The sequence below is a fragment of the Sphingomonas sp. MA1305 genome, assembly GCF_016107325.1.
Taxonomy (GTDB): Bacteria; Pseudomonadota; Alphaproteobacteria; order Sphingomonadales; family Sphingomonadaceae; genus Sphingomonas.
The window spans coordinates 77878-93704 of sequence record NZ_RCVT01000004.1 but is presented as its reverse complement, the minus strand read 5'-3'; the positions used below and the strand labels follow the sequence as shown (position 1 = coordinate 93704).

Here is a 15827-nt window from a genome sequence, read left to right as displayed (position 1 = left end):
GGTCAGCGCAGTCCGAGCATCTTGTGGGTCTGCAGGGTCAGCCGCCATTGCGGTCGCGCCATGACCAGGGCGATCGCCGCCTCGACATGCGCGGCGTGATCGGCATCGTCGAGCGGCTGCAGCAATCGATGCCGGAAGTCCCAGCCTTCCAGTGCGTCGATGTCGCTGCCCGCCTGCGGCCAGACCAGCTTCAGTTCGTCTCCCGAGCGCTGGACCACCGTGCTGCCCGCCTTGGGGCTGATGCACACCCAATCGATGCCGGGATGCGCGGGCAGCGTGCCGTTGCTTTCGATCGCGATGCGAAACCCGGCAGCGTGCAGCGCCTCGACCAGGGCATCGTCGACCTGCAGCATCGGCTCGCCGCCGGTTAGCACGACGAAGCGGTGATCGCGCCCCTCGCCCCAATGCCCTTCCACGGCTGCGACCAGCGCCGCCGCATCGGCGAAGCGGCCGCCGCCGACGCCATCGGTGCCGACGAAATCGGTGTCGCAGAAGCGGCAGACCGCGGTCGCGCGGTCCGCCTCGCGCCCGCTCCAGAGATTGCATCCGGCGAAGCGAACGAACACGGCGCGCGCACCGGCATTCGCTCCCTCCCCCTGCAGCGTCAGGAACATCTCCTTGACCGCATAGCTCATCGCCGCCTCACGCCCGCGTTGCGTAGACTGTCGGATCGGGGATGCCGGCCTCTTCGAACCCGCGTGAGCGCAGGCGGCAGCTGTCGCACAGGCCGCAGTGTACGCCGCCCGGCGCCGGATCGTAGCACGACCAGCTGAGACCCATGTCGACGCCCAGCCGCTGGCCCTCGCGAACGATGTCGGCCTTGGTCATGTCCTGCAGCGGCGCGTGGATGCGGAACGGCGATCCCTCGACGCCCGCCTTGGTCGCGATCTCCGCCAGTCCTTCGAACGCCTTGATGAATTCGGGACGGCAGTCGGGATAACCGGAATAGTCGAGTGCATTGACGCCGATGAACAGATCCCGCGCGCCCGCCGCTTCGGCCCAGCCGAGTGCGAGGCTGAGAAAGATGGTGTTGCGCGCCGGCACATAGGTGACGGGAATGCCGCCGCCCGCCTCCGTCCCCGCACCATCCTTGGGGACGGCGATGTCGTCGGTCAGCGCGGAACCGCCGAACGCGGACAGGTCCATCGGCAGCACGATATGCCGTTCGGCACCGAGTTCGTGCGCGACGCGACGTGCCGCGGCGAGTTCGACGCGGTGACGCTGATTGTAGTCGATCGACAGCGCGAGCAGGCGATAGCCCGCCTCGCGCGCGCTGGCGGCGGAGATCATCGAGTCGAGCCCGCCGGAGACGAGCACGACCGCAGCAGGATGGCGTGTCATGATCCGGCCGCGGCTAGGCCAGTTTCGACCAAAAGAAAAGGGCCGCGCACACATGCACGGCCCTTCGAGGGAGAGCATTGCTGCTCGCTTGGGAGAAAAGCGTGCTCACCGCAGGAGTTTGCACCCCCGCTGTCTAGCACGAGATGGTAAAAGACCGATTAACGCCATGAGGTTGCGCCAAATTTTTTTGCGAGGGCACAGCGTAGGACGAGTGGTGGCCCGTCTGCGATGAACCGCTCAGGCCTCCGCCGGCACCGGGAACTTGGTAGCGCAAAAGGCGCAATCGACCTGGATCAGGCCGTTCTCATCCGCCATTTCGCGACGTTCCTCGACCGTGAACTTGGACAGCACGCCGGCGATATACTCGCCGGTGCAGCGACAGCCGCGCGAGAGCGGCGTCTCCGCCAGCACGCGCACGTCCTCCTCCTCGTTGAACAGGCGCCAAATCAGCGTCTCGAGCGGGAGCGTCGGGTCGGCGAGCTCGTCGGCCCCCATCGTCTCGCCGAGCGCGGCGACATGTTCCCATTCGGGATGATCGAGCCGCGTGTGCAGCCGCTCACGCCCGACCTCGCCTTCCGGCAGATGCTGTAGGAACAGCCCCCCCGCGATCGTGTGGCCGTCCTTGCGGCTGATACCGACGCGGACCAAGCTGGGAATCTGCTCCGACTGGATAAAATAGCTCTGCGCCGCCTCGGCCAGCGTCGCGCCGTCGAGCGGCACGATCCCCTGATAGCGCTCGCCCGTCGTGGCGAGGTCGAAGGTGATCGCCAGATACCCCTCGCCGAACAGCGCGAACAGGGTCGGCTTCTCCGGCAGGCCGGCGAGCTTGTCGGCGTCATACTGGATATAGCCGCGCACCTCGCCACCGCGATAGTCGCAGACCATCAGGTTGATCGCGCCACGGTCGGTCCGCGTCTGGATAGTCAGCTGTCCCTGCGGATCCTTCAGCGTCGAGCCGAGCAGCGCGACCAGCGTCAGCGCCTCGGCAAGCAGTGCCTCGATCGCCGGCGGATAAGCATGGGCGGCGAGCACCTGGTCGAGCGCCGGCCCCAGACGCACGAAGCGTCCGCGGGCCGAGCGGGAGGGGATCGCGAACGCCAAAGCGCGATCGAGGTCGAACGTCACGGTCTGTTGCATCGCGACAAGATGGGGGCTCGGGAGCGGATTGAACAGTGGGCGGTTCCGCGGGGTGGCTCGTGGCCGATGACCGCCCCTCCCAGTTCCATCATTCCCGTGTTCGCGGCGATGACGAGGGACGTGAAGGCAGATGCCGTGCTATCCCACCTGTCCGAACACCCAGCGCAGCACCGCCTTTTGCGCATGCAGGCGGTTCTCCGCCTCCGGCCAGATCAGCGACTGCGGGCCGTCGATCACCGCATCCACCACTTCCTCGTCGCGATGCGCGGGCAGGCAGTGGAGGAACTTGGCGTCCGGCTTGGCCTGCGCCATCAGCGCCGCATCGACCTGGAAGGGCATCATCGCCGCCAGCTTCTCCTCGGCATGCGTCTGCCCCATCGAGATCCAGGTGTCGGTGACGACGATATCCGCCCCGGCGACCGCTTCCGCCGCCATGCCAACGACGCGGGCGCGGCCGTGCCCGAGCGCGATGTCCGCTGCGCCGGGCGCGAAGCCGGGCGGGCAGGCGGCGACGACGTCGAACTGCATCAGCCCCGCCGCCTCGATGATCGAGGCGAGGACGTTGTTGCCATCGCCGAGCCAGGCGACCTTGAGGCCGGGCAGCGCCTTGCCGCTTTCGATGATCGTCTGCAGATCGGCCATGATCTGGCAGGGATGCGACGCATCGGTGAGGCCGTTGATGACCGGGACGGTCGCATAGCGAGCCATCTCCTCGACCTTGGCATGGTCGTCGGTGCGGATCATGATCGCGTCGACATAGCCCGACAGCACGCGTGCGGTGTCGGCGATACTCTCGCCGCGGCCGAGCTGCATCGAGCCCGCGTCCATCACGATCGACGTGCCGCCGAGCTGGCGGATCGCCATGTCGAACGACACGCGGGTGCGGGTCGAATTCTTTTCGAAGATCATCGCCAGCACATGGCCGGCGAGCGGCGCGTCGGCATCGACGCGGCCTTTCGGCCAGCCGGCGCGTGCCGCCTTGCGATCGATGGCGTCGGCCAGCATCGCCGCGACCCCGTCGGCGCCGGCATCGGTCAGGTTGAGGAAATGGCGCATCGTCGATCCTTCTGTCCCCTCCCGCAAAGGGAGCCACGAAGCGCAGGGAGGAAGAGCGGCGCTGCGTCGGTGCCGCCCTCCTCCCCACGCTCGCGACGCGGGCTATGGTCGGGTCGGACAGCCACCGGCATGTCCCGAACAGTACGGGGCGCTGTTCACCCGAAATCCCCCTCCCACCGGGAGAGGGCAATCGATCAATCGTCGGCGACCGGCACGTAGACCCGCGCCGCCGCGCTCAGCTTCTCGACGCATTCGGCGACATGGCTTTCGTCGATCACCAGCGGCGGCACCAGGCGCACGACATTGTCGCCCGCCGAGACGGTGAGCAATTGATGCTCGTCGCGCAGGAAGCCGACGAAGCGGCGCGCATCGGTCTTCAGCTTGAGGCCGAGCATCAGACCATGGCCGCGTACCTCCTCGAACAAATGGTCGTGATTGGGGATCATCTGCTCGAGCGCCTGGCGCAGCCGCTGCCCCATGGCGGTGACATGGTCGAGGAAGCCCGGCTCCTGGATCACGTCGAGCACCGCCTCGCCCGCCGCCATCGCCAGCGGATTGCCGCCATAGGTCGAGCCGTGGGTGCCGAACACCATGCCCTTGGCTGCTTCCGCCGTGGCAAGGCAGGCGCCGAGCGGGAAGCCACCACCGATGCCCTTGGCCGACGCCATGATGTCGGGCGTGACGCCGTACAGTTCGTGCGCGAAGAACTTGCCCGTCCGGCCGTAGCCGCACTGGACCTCGTCAAGGATGAGTAGCAGGCCGTGCTCGTCGCACGCCTGGCGCAATCCCTTCAGGAACGCCTCGCTCGCCGGGCGCAGGCCGCCCTCGCCCTGGATCGGTTCGACCAGGAAGCCGGCGGTATGCTCGTCGACCAAGGCCAACGCCGCCGCGAGATCATCGAACGGCGCATATTTGAAGCCCGGCAGCAGCGGCTCGAAGCCGTCGCGCATCTTCGCCTGGTTGGTCGCCGAGATCGTCCCCAGCGTACGCCCGTGGAAGGCGTTGTTGAAGGTGATCAGGTCATGCCGTTCCGGATGGCCGTTGGCAAAATGGTAGCGGCGCGCGGTCTTGATCGCGCATTCCACCGCCTCGGCGCCCGAGTTGGTGAAGAACACCGTGTCGGCAAAGGTCGCGTCGACCAACCGCTGCGCGAAATGTTCGCCCTGCGGACTGCCGTACAGGTTCGACACATGCATCAGCGTCGCCGCCTGCCGCTGGATCGCCTCGATCAGCTTGGGATGGCTGTGACCCAATGCGTTGACGGCGATGCCGGCCGCCATGTCGAGATAGCGGGTGCCGTCCTCGGCGATCAGGTAGCAGCCTTCGCCTCGCACCGGTCGCACCCCGCACCGCGGATAGACGGGCATCAGGGGGGCAATGGTCACGGGACGTCTCCTCTTCTCCAAACGAGAAAGGGCGGCCCGTTCGCGGACCGCCCGATATCGTCATACCGGCAAGCTATGCGGCGAATCAACACCGTGTCGCGATCAGACCGTCAGGACACGGGCACCGTCGCATCGCCGAGGCCACCCGGCCGCACCGTCGTCACATCCATGGTCATCAGACGCCCGGCATCCGAGCGGATCGGAACCCGGCCGAAACCCGGCGTACGATCGAAGATCATCGAATAGCGTTCGACCCTGTAGACGCCGGGCGAATCGGCGCCGACGGGGAGCGGCGCATAGGTGCGCTTGGCGACATTGGCCATCTTCGCCCGCAGCCAGGCACCTGGTTCGGCAGCGGATCGCTGGACGACCTCGACATCATCGACCGATCCGTCCGGCCGCACCCAGAAGCCCACGTCCGCCCATTGCGGACGATCGTCGATCGTGCTGCCCTGAAGCTGATAACCGGTCAAATCGAGAAACGGCTCGTCGACCAACAAGGGCGAGCGCCGTTCGTCGGCAGGGAGGGTCATGAGCAATTGCCGCGCCGCCTCCCCCTTGCCGCTGCGCGCCGCGATCCGGGCTTGCAGCATCAGACCCGCACTGCGGAAGGGCGCGAACGCGGCCCCGTCATGGTCACGCAGCGCTGCAATCGCCCGTAGCGCCCGATCCTTATAAAGAGGCTGGTCGCGGGCAACTTCGGTCAGGACGGATGCCTTGCGGAAGAGCGCATGCCCCTCCACCGGCACGTTCCCGAGCTGCCGCGCCTTGGCGGCAACCTCGTCGTAGATGGCCAAGGCCATATTGAGGCGAACGACCGGATCGCCCCCGTCATTCAACAGCATCCGATCCGCCGTTTCGAGACGCTGAACTTGAATGATCGGATCGGTCGCCTTCAGGCCTGCCCGCAACGCATCCGTGGCCGATCGCGCGTCGATCCGCGACGCCATGATCCGACCGTCGTAAGATGACAGGACCGAACTCGCCCGGGCAAGATCGGACACTTCATAGGGAAATTGCGCAGCAAAATGGTCGTTGCGACTGCGCGACATGCGAATGGTGCGCAGGGCTTCAGGATAGTCGCCGGCGAGAAACTGTTCGTTGGCGTAGCTGAGTGCTGCGCGCATTTCCTTGTTCGGTGGGCATTGCTGCGCGATGCATGCGTCCAAGGCATGCTTCGCACCGGCCAGACGTGTCGCCGTGACGACGACTTCATCCTCTGCGTTGCCCGGGCTGGATGGTGCCGCGACAACTGTCTGCAAGAGAAGAAATGCTGCTAGCATCACGATCAACACTCCCCGTTTTTAGTCATCATACCTCAAAAAAGGACGGCAGGCGAGAGACCCCCGCGCAACACGTGACTGACCACCCGACCATGACAGGCCGCCGATGCTTGGCGACAGCCGCCACTTTCTGGTCTTCAAGCCCAAGGCGCTTAGCCACGGAATAGACATAATCTTTGTATTACAGCATCTTAGGTGTTTGGCATGGGTAATGCAGTGCATCAGGTACCGGGCAGCAAGCCCGGACCAGATATCAATCGCAGGAGGACCTTCATCATGACCCGTACCGCATTCGCCCGCCCCGCCCTGTTCGCCGCCGCCATCGCATTGGCCGCCGGCGCTTCCGCTCCCGCCTTCGCACGCAGCAAGGCGCCGGCGACAATCACGATGACCGCCAAGATGATGGATAACAAGGAAGGCCGTCTCTGCATGCCCAAGACGACGCTGGGCAGCAAGGCGACCAAGGACATGCCGCAGACATTGTGCCAGACCCGCGCCGACTGGGAAGCGCAGGGCGTGACCTTCGTCGTCAAGTGAGGGGCGACCCGGCTCCGCGGCCCGCGCCGCGGAGCCCCGTCACGCGTCGATCGCTTCCTCGTCCAGCCGTGCGGCATTTTCCTGGATGAAGGCGAAGCGGTGGGCCGGATTGTTGCCCATCAGCCGGTCGACCAGATCCTTGACGCCCGCCCGCTCCTCATATTCCTGCGGCAGGGTGATGCGGATCATGCCGCGTGTCTTCGGGTCCATCGTGGTTTCGCGCAGCTGCTGCGGGTTCATCTCGCCCAGCCCCTTGAACCGTGCGACCTCGACCTTCTTGCCCTTGAACGCGGTGCGCTCCAGCTCGGCGCGGTGTGCGTCGTCGCGGGCGTAGAGCGACTTGGCGCCCGCGGTCAGACGATAGAGCGGCGGCTGCGCCAGATACAGATGCCCACGCCGGACCAAATCGGGCATCTCCTGGAAGAAGAAGGTCATCAGCAGCGTCGCGATATGCGCGCCATCGACGTCCGCGTCGGTCATGATGACGATCCGCTCGTAGCGGAGATTGTCGGGCAGGCAGTCCTTGCGCGTACCACAACCCAGAGCCTGGATCAGATCGGCAATTTCCTGGTTCGCCAGGATCTTGGCGCTGGTCGCGCTGGCGACATTGAGGATCTTGCCGCGGATCGGCAGGATCGCCTGCGTCTTGCGGTCGCGCGCCTGCTTCGCCGAGCCGCCGGCCGAATCGCCCTCGACGATGAACAGCTCGGTGCCCTCCGGGCTGTCGGCGGCGCAGTCGGTCAGCTTGCCGGGCAGGCGCAGTTTGCGCGCGCTGGTTGCGGTCTTGCGCTTGACCTCGCGCTCCGCCTTGCGGCGCAGCCGCTCGTCCATCCGGTCGAGCACATAGCCGAGCAGCGCCTTGCCCCGGTCCATATTGTGGCCGAGCCAATGGTCGAAATGGTCGCGCACCGCCTTCTCGACCAGACCCGCCGCCTCCGGGCTGGTCAGCCGGTCCTTGGTCTGGCTCTGGAACTGCGGATCGCGGATGAAGACGCTGAGCATCAGCTCGCTGCCGATCATCACGTCGTCCGCAGTGATGTCCTTCGCCTTCTTCTGGTTCACCAGTTCGCCGAAGGCGCGCAGGCCCCGGACCAGCGCCTGGCGCAGGCCCTGTTCGTGCGTGCCGCCGTCGGGGGTCGGGATGGTGTTGCAATACCAGCTGTAGCTGCCGTCGCTCCACAACGGCCAGGCGACCGCCCATTCGACGCGGCCCTGCTCGCCGGGAAAATCCTGCCGCCCGGCGAAGAAGTCGGTGGTGGCGCATTCGCGAGCGCCGATCTGTTCCTTGAGATGGTCGGCGAGGCCGCCGGGGAACTGGAACACCGCCTCGGCCGGCGTATCGCTGCCCTCGACCAGCGCGGGCGCGCACTTCCAGCGGATCTCGACCCCCGCATAGAGATAGGCCTTCGACCGGGCGAGCTGGTAGAGCCGCTTGGGCTTGAAGCCGAGTTCGGGGCCGAAGATCTCGACGTCGGGCACGAAGGTCACCGAGGTGCCGCGCCGGTTCGGCGCCGCGCCGACATGCTCGAGCGGCCCCAGCGTCTGGCCGCGACTGAACCGCTGGCGATACAGCTGCCGGTCGCGCGCGACCTCGACAACCGTTTCGCTGGACAGGGCATTGACCACCGAAACGCCGACGCCATGCAAGCCTCCGCTGGTCGCATAGGCCTTGCCGGCGAACTTGCCACCGGAATGGAGCGTCGAGAGGATCACCTCCAGCGCCGACTTGTCGGGAAATTTGGGATGCGGATCGACCGGGATGCCGCGGCCGTTGTCGACGATGGTCAGCCGGTTGCCCGGCTCCAGCGTCACCTCGATCCGCGTCGCATGACCGGCGACCGCCTCGTCCATCGCATTGTCGAGCACCTCTGCGGCAAGATGGTGCAGCGCGCGCTCGTCGGTACCGCCGACATACATGCCGGGGCGACGGCGGACGGGTTCGAGCCCCTCCAGCACCTCGATCGAGGAGGCATCGTAATTCTGTTGGGTGGAAGCGTTGGAAGCGAACAGATCGTCGGCCATGTGCGAACGTATGGGGTACGGAGGCGCGAAGGGCAAGGTGCGGGCCGGATCGGCGCCCTGTCGACCGGTTTGCGGCTGCAAGGCCGATGTTCTATCTTAGCGCCGGTACGGAGGAGCGTTCGACATGATCCAGCGAGACCGCTGACGCGGCCGAACATTCGCAGGCGGCCGATGCCGCCGGTCGACCTCTGGTTACGAGACCATCATGCAACGACTGAAAGACAAGACGTGCGTCATCACCGGCGCGGCGCGCGGTATCGGCCGAGCGATCGCCCAACGCTTCCATGACGAAGGGGCGACCGTCGTCGTCACCGATATCGACGATGTTGCCGGCACTGCGACGGCCACGGCGATCGGCTGCCGGTTTGAGCCTCTTGATGTCGGAGAGGAAAGCGATTGGTCGCGCCTGGCCGCCTGCGTCCCGGTGGCGGACGTCGTGGTCAACAATGCCGGCGTCACGGGATTCGAATCCGGTATGACGCGACACGATCCGGAACATGCCAGTCTCGCCGATTGGCGGGCGGTGCATCGGATCAACCTGGACGGCACCTTTCTTGGCTGCCGCTATGCGATCGGCGCGATGAAGGCGGCGGGCGCCGGATCGATCATCAACATCTCGTCCCGTTCGGGGCTGGTCGGCATTCCCGGCGCCGCGGCCTATGCTTCATCCAAGGCGGCGATCCGCAACCACAGCAAGACGGTCGCGCTCTATTGTGCGCAGCAAGGCTGGCAAATCCGCTGCAACTCGATCCATCCCGCCGCGATATTGACGCCAATGTGGGAGCCGATGCTGGGTGATGGCGCAGACCGGGAGGAGCGGATGCAGGCCTTGGTCGCGGACACGCCGCTGCGGCGCTTCGGCTTGCCCGAGGAGGTCGCGGCGGTAGCGGTGACGCTGGCGTCCGACGAAGCCACCTATGTCACCGGGACGGAAATCACCATCGACGGCGGGCTGCTGGCAGGCTCCGCCGCGGCGCCGGGTTGAAGCAAGAATGCCCGCGCACCCCGTCATGGGAGTAAATCCCATGACGTCGGACGCGGCTCGTGGCCGCGCCGGCCGGCCCGCAGACCGCGGCGCTGAAGCTTGGCTTCAGCGCACGCGCGGGCCGCCGAAGGGCAGCGGCGGCGGCGGGCGACGGTCGCGGCGGGGCAGCTGCGCCTGATAAGCGTGGCCGCAATGGGCGACGCAATAGGGGAAGCCGGGGTTCACCTTCTCGCCGCAGAAATGGAAGTCGGGCTCGCCGGGATGGCCGAGCGGCCATTTGCAGATGCGGTCGTTGAGATCGAGCAGCGTCGTCTTGCCCGCGATCTCGGGCGAGGGCTTGGCCGGCACCAGCCGGCGCGGCGGCGCGGGGGTGGCGGGCGGCGCTTGCTCGCCGGGCGACTGGCGGACGAAGCCGCCGGGGCCGACCGAACGCAGCACCGGCTGCGGGTCGCGCACCGGTTCCGGCGTCGGCGGCGCGACCGGCTCGTCGCGGAACGGCGGTTCCTCGGCGGCGGCCTCCACCTGAGGCTCCGGCGCGGGCGGGGCCGGTGGCGCGGCGACGGCCGCGACCGGTTCGGACGCCGCCTTGGCCTCCGGCTCGTTCGGCTTGACCGGCGACGGGCGCGACTGCAGGCCCAGCCGGTGCGCCTTGCCGATCACGGCGTTGCGGCTGACGCCGCCCAGCGCGTCGGCGATCTGGCTGGCGGTCTGCCCCGCCTCCCACATCGTCTTGAGCGTATCGATCCGCTCGTCGGTCCAGGACATGGTCTTTCCTCGTTAACACGTCAGCCGGGTTGCGGGCGGCAGTCGCTGCGGTTACCCGCATCGGCCATGAGCAGCCAGCCCCCAATCGGCCAAATTCCTTCGGCGATCCGGTCCGCACCCGGTGTTCCGGTGATCCGGAACGTCAATTGGGGCGGCCTGAAGACCCTCTATGTGAAGGAGGTGCGCCGGTTCTTCAAGGTGCAGCTCCAGACGGTATGGGCGCCGGCGATCACGACTTTGCTGTTCCTGATCGTCTTTACCATCGCGACCGGCGCGAAAAGTCCGGTGCAGGTCGGCGGCACGATCATCCCCTTCGCCGATTTCATCGCCCCCGGCCTGATCATCAGCCAGGGGATGATGGGTCCCGCCTTCGCCAACGCCAGCTTCTCGCTGCTCGTCGGCAAGATCCAGGGCACGATCGTCGACTACCTGCAGCCGCCGCTGTCGACCGCCGAACTGCTCGCCGCGCTGGTCGGCGGCGCGATGACGCGGGCGTTCATCGTCGGCTTCATCTGCTGGTGCGCAATGGCGCTCTATCCCGGCGTCCACGTCACGCCAGCCCATCCGCTGGCGATCCTGTGGTTCGGCTTCCTGGGCGCGGGCTTCCTCGCCTTCCTGGGCGTGCTGACGTCGATCTGGGCGGAGAAGTTCGACCATGCCGCGGCGGTGACCAATTTCGTCATCGCACCGCTGTCGCTGCTGTCGGGCACCTTCTATTCGGTCGATCGGCTCGCCCCCGCCTTCCGCGCGTTCAGCCACGCCAATCCCTTTTTCTATATCATTTCCGGCTTCCGTTACGGCTTCCTCGGCACCGCCGATTCGCCCATCATGATCGGCAGCGTCGCGATCCTCGCGGCGGACGTGGTGCTGGGGGTGACATGCTATCTGCTCTTGCGCAAAGGCTGGAAGCTCAAGAACTGATCGCCGCGCTGGCGCTCGCCGGGCTCGCGCCGAGCGTCGCAGCCGCACAGACACCGCCGACCGAAGCGGTCGCGGCCGACCCGGCGGTGCGGACGCAGGCAGAGGCCTTGCTGCCACTGCTCGCCGGCGGTCCGGGCTATGACAGCCTGTTTGCCCCCGTCTTCCGCCAGGCGGTGCCGCTCGGCCAGTGGTCGCCGCTGACGCAGCAGCTGGCCGATACTTTGGGCGCGCCGCGGCGGATCGCGTCGCTGACGCCGCGGGGGCGTTTCGCCGCGACGGTCGAGGTCGCCTACGACCGCGGCACCGCGACGATGCTGATCGCGGTCGATCCCGCCCCGCCCCATGCGATCGCCGGGCTGCGAATCACCGGCACCACGCGCGCCGACGACAGCGCCGCCGCCCTCGCCAAGGATCTGGCCGCCCTGCCCGGCGCCACCGGCCTTGGCGTCTATGCCCTCGCGGGCGCGACGCCGAAGGCCACGCTCGCCATCGACGACGCGACGCCGGCACCGATCGGCTCCGCATTCAAGCTGTGGGTGCTGGCGGAGGCGGCGCGTCAGGTGGCGGCGGGCCGGCATCGCTGGGACGAGGTGGTGCCGGTCGGTGTGCCGTCGCTGCCCTCGGGCATCCTGCAGGGCTGGCCGCGCGGCACGCCGGTGACGTTGCAGACTTTGGCGACGCTGATGATCGCGATCAGCGACAATACCGCGACCGATACGCTGATCGGCGTGCTCGGTAGGCGCGAGGTGGATGCGATGGCGGCGCGCTTCGGCGGCGCGGGGCCGGTGCTGACGACGCGAGAGGCCTTCGCGATCAAGGCCGATCCGGCGCTCACCGCCGCCTGGACCGGCGCCGATGCCGCGGCGCGTCGAGCCCTGCTGACGGCGCAGGCCGCGCGAATCGCCGGTGAGCGGATCGATGCGATGATGTTCTCATCAGGCCCGGTCGCCAATGACGCGGTCGAATGGTTCGCCGCGCCGCGCGACATGGCGCGATTGCTCGCACATCTACGCGATGCGGGGCCGGTGGTGCGCGCGATCCTGGCTGTCAATCCGGGGATCGACCCTACGACCGCCGCGCGTTTCCGCTACGTCGGCTTCAAGGGTGGGTCGGAACCGGGGGTGATCGCCCTCAACCTGCTGGCCGAGACGCAGGACGGCCGCTGGTATGCCGTGGTCGGCGACTGGCATCGCCGCGACGCCGCGGTCGACGACGCCGCCTTCATCGCGCTGGTCACGCGCGCGCTGGCGCAGGTCACGCGATGAATAGGCGCGGCTCAGCGCGCGTGACGACCCGACCGGCGGGAGCGCACGAGCAAGACGAGGCTGGCGAGCAGCCTCGCCCGGCATTGCCGGTTGCTCAGTGGCGCCATTCGTCCCGCAACAGGCCGAAGAGCAGCGTGTCGCGAACGCCGATATGCGTCTCCCACTCCCCGCGCAGCCGCCCCTCCAGCGTGAAGCCGAGGCGGCGGAGCAACGCGATCGACCGGCCATTGTCGGGATCGGTATCGGCGAAGACGCGGCGATCCCCCTCGACGAACAGGCGGTCGATCACCGCCGACACCGCCTCCGCCGCGATCCCCTGTCCCGCAGCGTCCTGCGCGAGGAGATAGCCGATCTCCGTGACGCCGGGCCGACGCGCGCCGGCGGATACGAAGCCGATCGCGGTGTCGTCGCCCGTCCGAGTGATCGCCCAGGCACGCCACGGCCCGGTGTCGCACAGCGCGAAATGATCGGCCAGCTCCGCAACGTCGGTGAACGGCGGCCGCGACCACCAGGTCATCGCCGCCGGATCGCGCATCGTCGGGAACAGCGCCGCCGCATCGGTCGCCACCCGCGGCCGTAATGTCAGCCGCGCCGTGGCGAGGATCGGGATCACGCGGTCAGCGCGTCGACCAGCGCCCGCACCTTGGCCTGGCGCCATTGCGGCAGGGGAGCGACGAACCAATAGCCGAAGCGCGACGGTTGCGGCTCGCCGATCGCGACCAGCCGTCCCGCCGCAATGTCGGCAGCGGCGAGCAGTTCGGGCACGGTCGCCCGGCCGAGGCCGGCCGCCGCGGCGTCGATCGCCAGACCGGCATCGCCGACCCGGACCAGCGTCGTCCCCTCCGGATCGGGACCGCCGGGCCAGCCGATCGTCGCCTCGCCCGCCTTGCCGCTGCCCGGCGCGACGACGGTGATCATGCCGTCCGATTCGATCGCCTCGCCCTCATGTTCGCCGGGCCCCTCGCCCCAGCGAAGCGCGAGATCGAGGTTGGCTTCGGTGAAGTCGATCGCCGCCGCCGGCCCATGGCTGTCGGCGGCGACGAGCACGAAGCGCAGGTCGGGATCGGCAGCGGCGATCCCGGCGAGGCGCGGCATCAGCCACTTTTCGGTGACGTCGCGCGGCGCCGCGATGGTCAGCGACTTGGACGACTGACCCGCCTGCATCGCGCGGACGGCTTCCTCGAACTGCAGGAAACCGTCGCGCAGCGGGGCGAGCCCCGCCTCCGCTTCCGGCGTCAGTTCCAGTCCCCGCGTCGTGCGGCGGAACAGCACCACGCCCAGCGTGTCCTCCAGCGCGCGGATCTGCTGCCCGACCGCGGCGGGGGTCACTGCCAGTTCGTCGGCGGCACGGGTGAAGGACAGGTGGCGCGCCGCGGCGTCAAGCACGCGCATGCCGTTGAGGGGAAGGTGCGTCCGCTTCATCGCCGGCGGCTCAGATCTCTACCGCCGGGGCGCTCAGCGCGAAGCGGGGAATGGCGACGTCGAACTCTGCGCCGTCGCCACGGACCATGCGGTAGCTGCCCTGCATCGCACCGCTTGGCGTCGCCAGCGGACAGCCGGAGACGTAATCGTAGCTGGCGCCGGGAACGATCAGCGGCTGTTCGCCGACCACGCCCTCGCCCTCGACGCTGTGCCGCGCGCCACGGCCGTCGGTGATCACCCAATGGCGGGTGAGCAATTGCACGGGCTGCACCGAATCATTCTCGATGCGGATGTGATAGGCCCAGAACCACCGCCCGCGGCCCGGCTCCGACTGATCGGCAAGATAGCTGACCGAGACGCGCACGGTGACCCCGTCCGTCGTCGCGGCATGCGGGAACAGCCTCTGGACGCCGGCGGCGATCACAGGCCGACCTGGCGCAACGCCTGGTCGAGATCGTCGATCAGGTCCTGCGGATCCTCGAGCCCGACGTTGAGCCGCAGCATCCCCTCGGTCACGCCCATCTCGCTGCGCGTCTCCGCCGACACGCCGGCGTGGGTGGTGGAGGCGGGATGCGTCATCAGCGAGCGGGAATCGCCGATGTTGTTCGAAATGTCGATAAGCGTCAGCGCGTCGAGCAGGCCATGCGCCTGGGCGCGGCCCGCCACCTCGAAGGCGAAGATCGGGCCGGTCGCGCGCATCTGGCGCATCGCCAGTTCGTGCTGCGGATGGCTCGGCAGGCCGGGGTGGAGGATGTGCGGCACCCGCCCTTCGAGGAAGCGGCCGACCGTCAGCGCGCTCTCCGACTGGCGCATGATCCTGAGGTCGAGCGTCTCCAGCCCCTTCAGCACCACCCAGGCGTTGAACGGCGACAGCGTCGGGCCGGTGTTGCGGGTGAAGGGCAGCAGCGTGTTGGTGATGAAATCCTCCGTCCCGCACACCGCGCCGGCGAGGACGCGGCCCTGGCCGTCCATCATCTTGGTCGCGGAATAAGCGGTGACGTCGGCGCCGAACTCCATCGGCCGCTGCAAGGCCGGCGTGGCGAAGGCATTGTCGACGACGGTGGTGATGCCGCGCTCGCGCGCGATGCCGCAGATCGCCGCCAGATCGGCCACGTCCATCGTCGGATTGGCCGGCGTCTCGAAGAAGAACACCTTCGTCTCCGGCCGCACCGCATCGAGGAATTGCTGCGGATCGCGGGCGTCGACGATCGAGGTGGCGATGCCGAACTTGGGCAGCAACGTGTCGGTCAGCCAGCGGCACGAGCCGAAGGCGGCGCGGCCGCCGACCAGATGGTCGCCGGCCTGCAACTGGCAGAGCAGCACCGCGGTCATCGCCGCCATGCCGCTCGCCATCGTCCGGCACGCCTCGGCGCCTTCGAGCAGGGCGATGCGCTTCTCCAGCATCTCGACGGTCGGATTCTGCAGGCGGGAATAGGTCATCCCCTGCTGCTCGCCGGCGAACCGTGCCGCGGCATCCGCCGCCCGGTCGTAGGTGTAGCCGGAGGTGAGGAAGAGCGCCTCGCTCGTCTCGCCATATTCGCTGCGCGCGGTGCCGCCGCGGACGGCGAGCGTCGCGGGGCGCCAATGCTGGGTGATCGAGGGGTCCTGGCCTGCCTTGCGCTTCATGATGCCAAGCGCTTTGCCGGACCGGAGCCGCGCTCGCAAGGGCGTGCGGCTAAGCCCATGGCTTGCCAAGCGCCTGTGCAGC

The 15827-nt window shown here is 68.0% G+C and carries 16 protein-coding genes; 4 read left to right on the top strand and 12 right to left on the bottom strand.

Annotation, left to right across the window (positions count from 1 at the left end; all coding sequences use genetic code 11):
- Window positions 1–2 precede the first annotated feature (2 nt).
- The 6 genes from queE to D9601_RS15630 form a co-directional block, all read right to left on the bottom strand.
- Window positions 3–635, bottom strand: a complete 633-nt coding sequence (gene queE / locus D9601_RS15655; protein WP_198355013.1) for a 7-carboxy-7-deazaguanine synthase — start codon at window positions 633–635, stop codon at window positions 3–5.
- Window positions 636–642: 7 nt separating this feature from the next.
- Complete coding sequence (queC, locus tag D9601_RS15650; protein ID WP_198355012.1) at window positions 643–1341, bottom strand: 7-cyano-7-deazaguanine synthase QueC; 699 nt, start codon at window positions 1339–1341, stop codon at window positions 643–645.
- A 237-nt stretch (window positions 1342–1578) separates the two neighbouring features.
- Window positions 1579–2478 (bottom strand): Hsp33 family molecular chaperone HslO, encoded by a 900-nt coding sequence (hslO, locus tag D9601_RS15645; RefSeq protein ID WP_198355011.1) that lies wholly within the window; start codon window positions 2476–2478, stop codon window positions 1579–1581.
- A gap of 138 nt (window positions 2479–2616) precedes the next feature.
- Window positions 2617–3534 (bottom strand): ornithine carbamoyltransferase, encoded by a 918-nt coding sequence (gene argF, locus D9601_RS15640; protein WP_198355010.1) that lies wholly within the window; start codon window positions 3532–3534, stop codon window positions 2617–2619.
- Between the two features lie 194 nt (window positions 3535–3728).
- Window positions 3729–4919: an aspartate aminotransferase family protein gene (locus D9601_RS15635; protein ID WP_198355009.1), complete on the bottom strand. Its 1191-nt coding sequence runs from the start codon at window positions 4917–4919 to the stop codon at window positions 3729–3731.
- A 110-nt stretch (window positions 4920–5029) separates the two neighbouring features.
- The gene (locus D9601_RS15630; protein WP_198355007.1) at window positions 5030–6046 is read right to left on the bottom strand and encodes a hypothetical protein; all 1017 of its coding nucleotides are present in this window, start codon (window positions 6044–6046) and stop codon (window positions 5030–5032) included.
- Window positions 6047–6478: 432 nt separating this feature from the next.
- On the opposite strand from D9601_RS15630, the gene D9601_RS15625 reads away from it, so the two are divergent.
- Window positions 6479–6739, top strand: coding sequence for a hypothetical protein (locus D9601_RS15625; protein ID WP_198355005.1), 261 nt, complete (start codon window positions 6479–6481; stop codon window positions 6737–6739).
- A 39-nt stretch (window positions 6740–6778) separates the two neighbouring features.
- On the opposite strand, the gene parE is transcribed toward D9601_RS15625, so the two are convergent.
- Window positions 6779–8761, bottom strand: coding sequence for a DNA topoisomerase IV subunit B (parE, locus tag D9601_RS15620; RefSeq protein ID WP_198355004.1), 1983 nt, complete (start codon window positions 8759–8761; stop codon window positions 6779–6781).
- A gap of 205 nt (window positions 8762–8966) precedes the next feature.
- Here parE and D9601_RS15615 point away from each other — a divergent pair, with 205 nt between their 5' ends.
- Window positions 8967–9746: an SDR family oxidoreductase gene (locus D9601_RS15615; RefSeq protein WP_198355002.1), complete on the top strand. Its 780-nt coding sequence runs from the start codon at window positions 8967–8969 to the stop codon at window positions 9744–9746.
- A gap of 105 nt (window positions 9747–9851) precedes the next feature.
- Here D9601_RS15615 and D9601_RS15610 read toward each other — a convergent pair whose 3' ends face one another.
- Entirely contained in the window at window positions 9852–10511 is a 660-nt protein-coding gene (locus tag D9601_RS15610; protein WP_198355001.1) for a GcrA family cell cycle regulator, read from the bottom strand.
- 66 nt (window positions 10512–10577) lie between these two features.
- Between D9601_RS15610 and D9601_RS15605 the strand changes: the two genes are divergently transcribed.
- On the top strand, window positions 10578–11432 hold the full coding sequence (locus D9601_RS15605) for an ABC transporter permease (RefSeq protein ID WP_198355000.1): 855 nt from the start codon (window positions 10578–10580) through the stop codon (window positions 11430–11432).
- Window positions 11390–12697, top strand: a complete 1308-nt coding sequence (locus tag D9601_RS15600; protein WP_198354999.1) for a serine hydrolase — start codon at window positions 11390–11392, stop codon at window positions 12695–12697. The genes D9601_RS15605 and D9601_RS15600 overlap by 43 nt, the downstream gene beginning before the upstream one ends.
- Before the next feature lie 94 nt (window positions 12698–12791).
- Here the strand turns inward: D9601_RS15600 and D9601_RS15595 are convergent, their stop codons facing one another.
- From D9601_RS15595 to D9601_RS15580, 4 genes are read right to left on the bottom strand one after another with little or no spacing between them, the layout of a single operon-like run.
- The gene (locus D9601_RS15595; RefSeq protein ID WP_332838026.1) at window positions 12792–13310 is read right to left on the bottom strand and encodes a GNAT family N-acetyltransferase; all 519 of its coding nucleotides are present in this window, start codon (window positions 13308–13310) and stop codon (window positions 12792–12794) included.
- The gene (locus tag D9601_RS15590) at window positions 13307–14119 is read right to left on the bottom strand and encodes a LysR family transcriptional regulator (protein WP_198354997.1); all 813 of its coding nucleotides are present in this window, start codon (window positions 14117–14119) and stop codon (window positions 13307–13309) included. The genes D9601_RS15595 and D9601_RS15590 overlap by 4 nt, the downstream gene beginning before the upstream one ends.
- 10 nt (window positions 14120–14129) lie before the next feature.
- Complete coding sequence (gene apaG, locus D9601_RS15585) at window positions 14130–14543, bottom strand: Co2+/Mg2+ efflux protein ApaG (RefSeq protein ID WP_198354996.1); 414 nt, start codon at window positions 14541–14543, stop codon at window positions 14130–14132.
- Window positions 14540–15745 (bottom strand): trans-sulfuration enzyme family protein, encoded by a 1206-nt coding sequence (locus D9601_RS15580; protein WP_198354995.1) that lies wholly within the window; start codon window positions 15743–15745, stop codon window positions 14540–14542. The genes apaG and D9601_RS15580 overlap by 4 nt, the downstream gene beginning before the upstream one ends.
- Window positions 15746–15827 lie beyond the last annotated feature (82 nt).

What these genes read in the sequence shown, in the direction of transcription:
- parE (WP_198355004.1), bottom strand. Translation starts at nt 8,761, where the DNA reads ATGGCCGACGATCTGTTCGCTTCCAACGCTTCCACCCAACAGAATTAC.
- D9601_RS15630 (WP_198355007.1), bottom strand. Translation starts at nt 6,046, where the DNA reads ATGCGCGCAGCACTCAGCTACGCCAACGAACAGTTTCTCGCCGGCGAC.
- D9601_RS15605 (WP_198355000.1), top strand. Translation starts at nt 10,578, where the DNA reads ATGAGCAGCCAGCCCCCAATCGGCCAAATTCCTTCGGCGATCCGGTCC.
- argF (WP_198355010.1), bottom strand. Translation starts at nt 3,534, where the DNA reads ATGCGCCATTTCCTCAACCTGACCGATGCCGGCGCCGACGGGGTCGCG.
- D9601_RS15610 (WP_198355001.1), bottom strand. Translation starts at nt 10,511, where the DNA reads ATGTCCTGGACCGACGAGCGGATCGATACGCTCAAGACGATGTGGGAG.
- D9601_RS15580 (WP_198354995.1), bottom strand. Translation starts at nt 15,745, where the DNA reads ATGAAGCGCAAGGCAGGCCAGGACCCCTCGATCACCCAGCATTGGCGC.
- D9601_RS15625 (WP_198355005.1), top strand. Translation starts at nt 6,479, where the DNA reads ATGACCCGTACCGCATTCGCCCGCCCCGCCCTGTTCGCCGCCGCCATC.
- queC (WP_198355012.1), bottom strand. Translation starts at nt 1,341, where the DNA reads ATGACACGCCATCCTGCTGCGGTCGTGCTCGTCTCCGGCGGGCTCGAC.
- queE (WP_198355013.1), bottom strand. Translation starts at nt 635, where the DNA reads ATGAGCTATGCGGTCAAGGAGATGTTCCTGACGCTGCAGGGGGAGGGA.
- D9601_RS15600 (WP_198354999.1), top strand. Translation starts at nt 11,390, where the DNA reads ATGCTATCTGCTCTTGCGCAAAGGCTGGAAGCTCAAGAACTGATCGCC.
- D9601_RS15615 (WP_198355002.1), top strand. Translation starts at nt 8,967, where the DNA reads ATGCAACGACTGAAAGACAAGACGTGCGTCATCACCGGCGCGGCGCGC.
- D9601_RS15590 (WP_198354997.1), bottom strand. Translation starts at nt 14,119, where the DNA reads ATGAAGCGGACGCACCTTCCCCTCAACGGCATGCGCGTGCTTGACGCC.
- hslO (WP_198355011.1), bottom strand. Translation starts at nt 2,478, where the DNA reads ATGCAACAGACCGTGACGTTCGACCTCGATCGCGCTTTGGCGTTCGCG.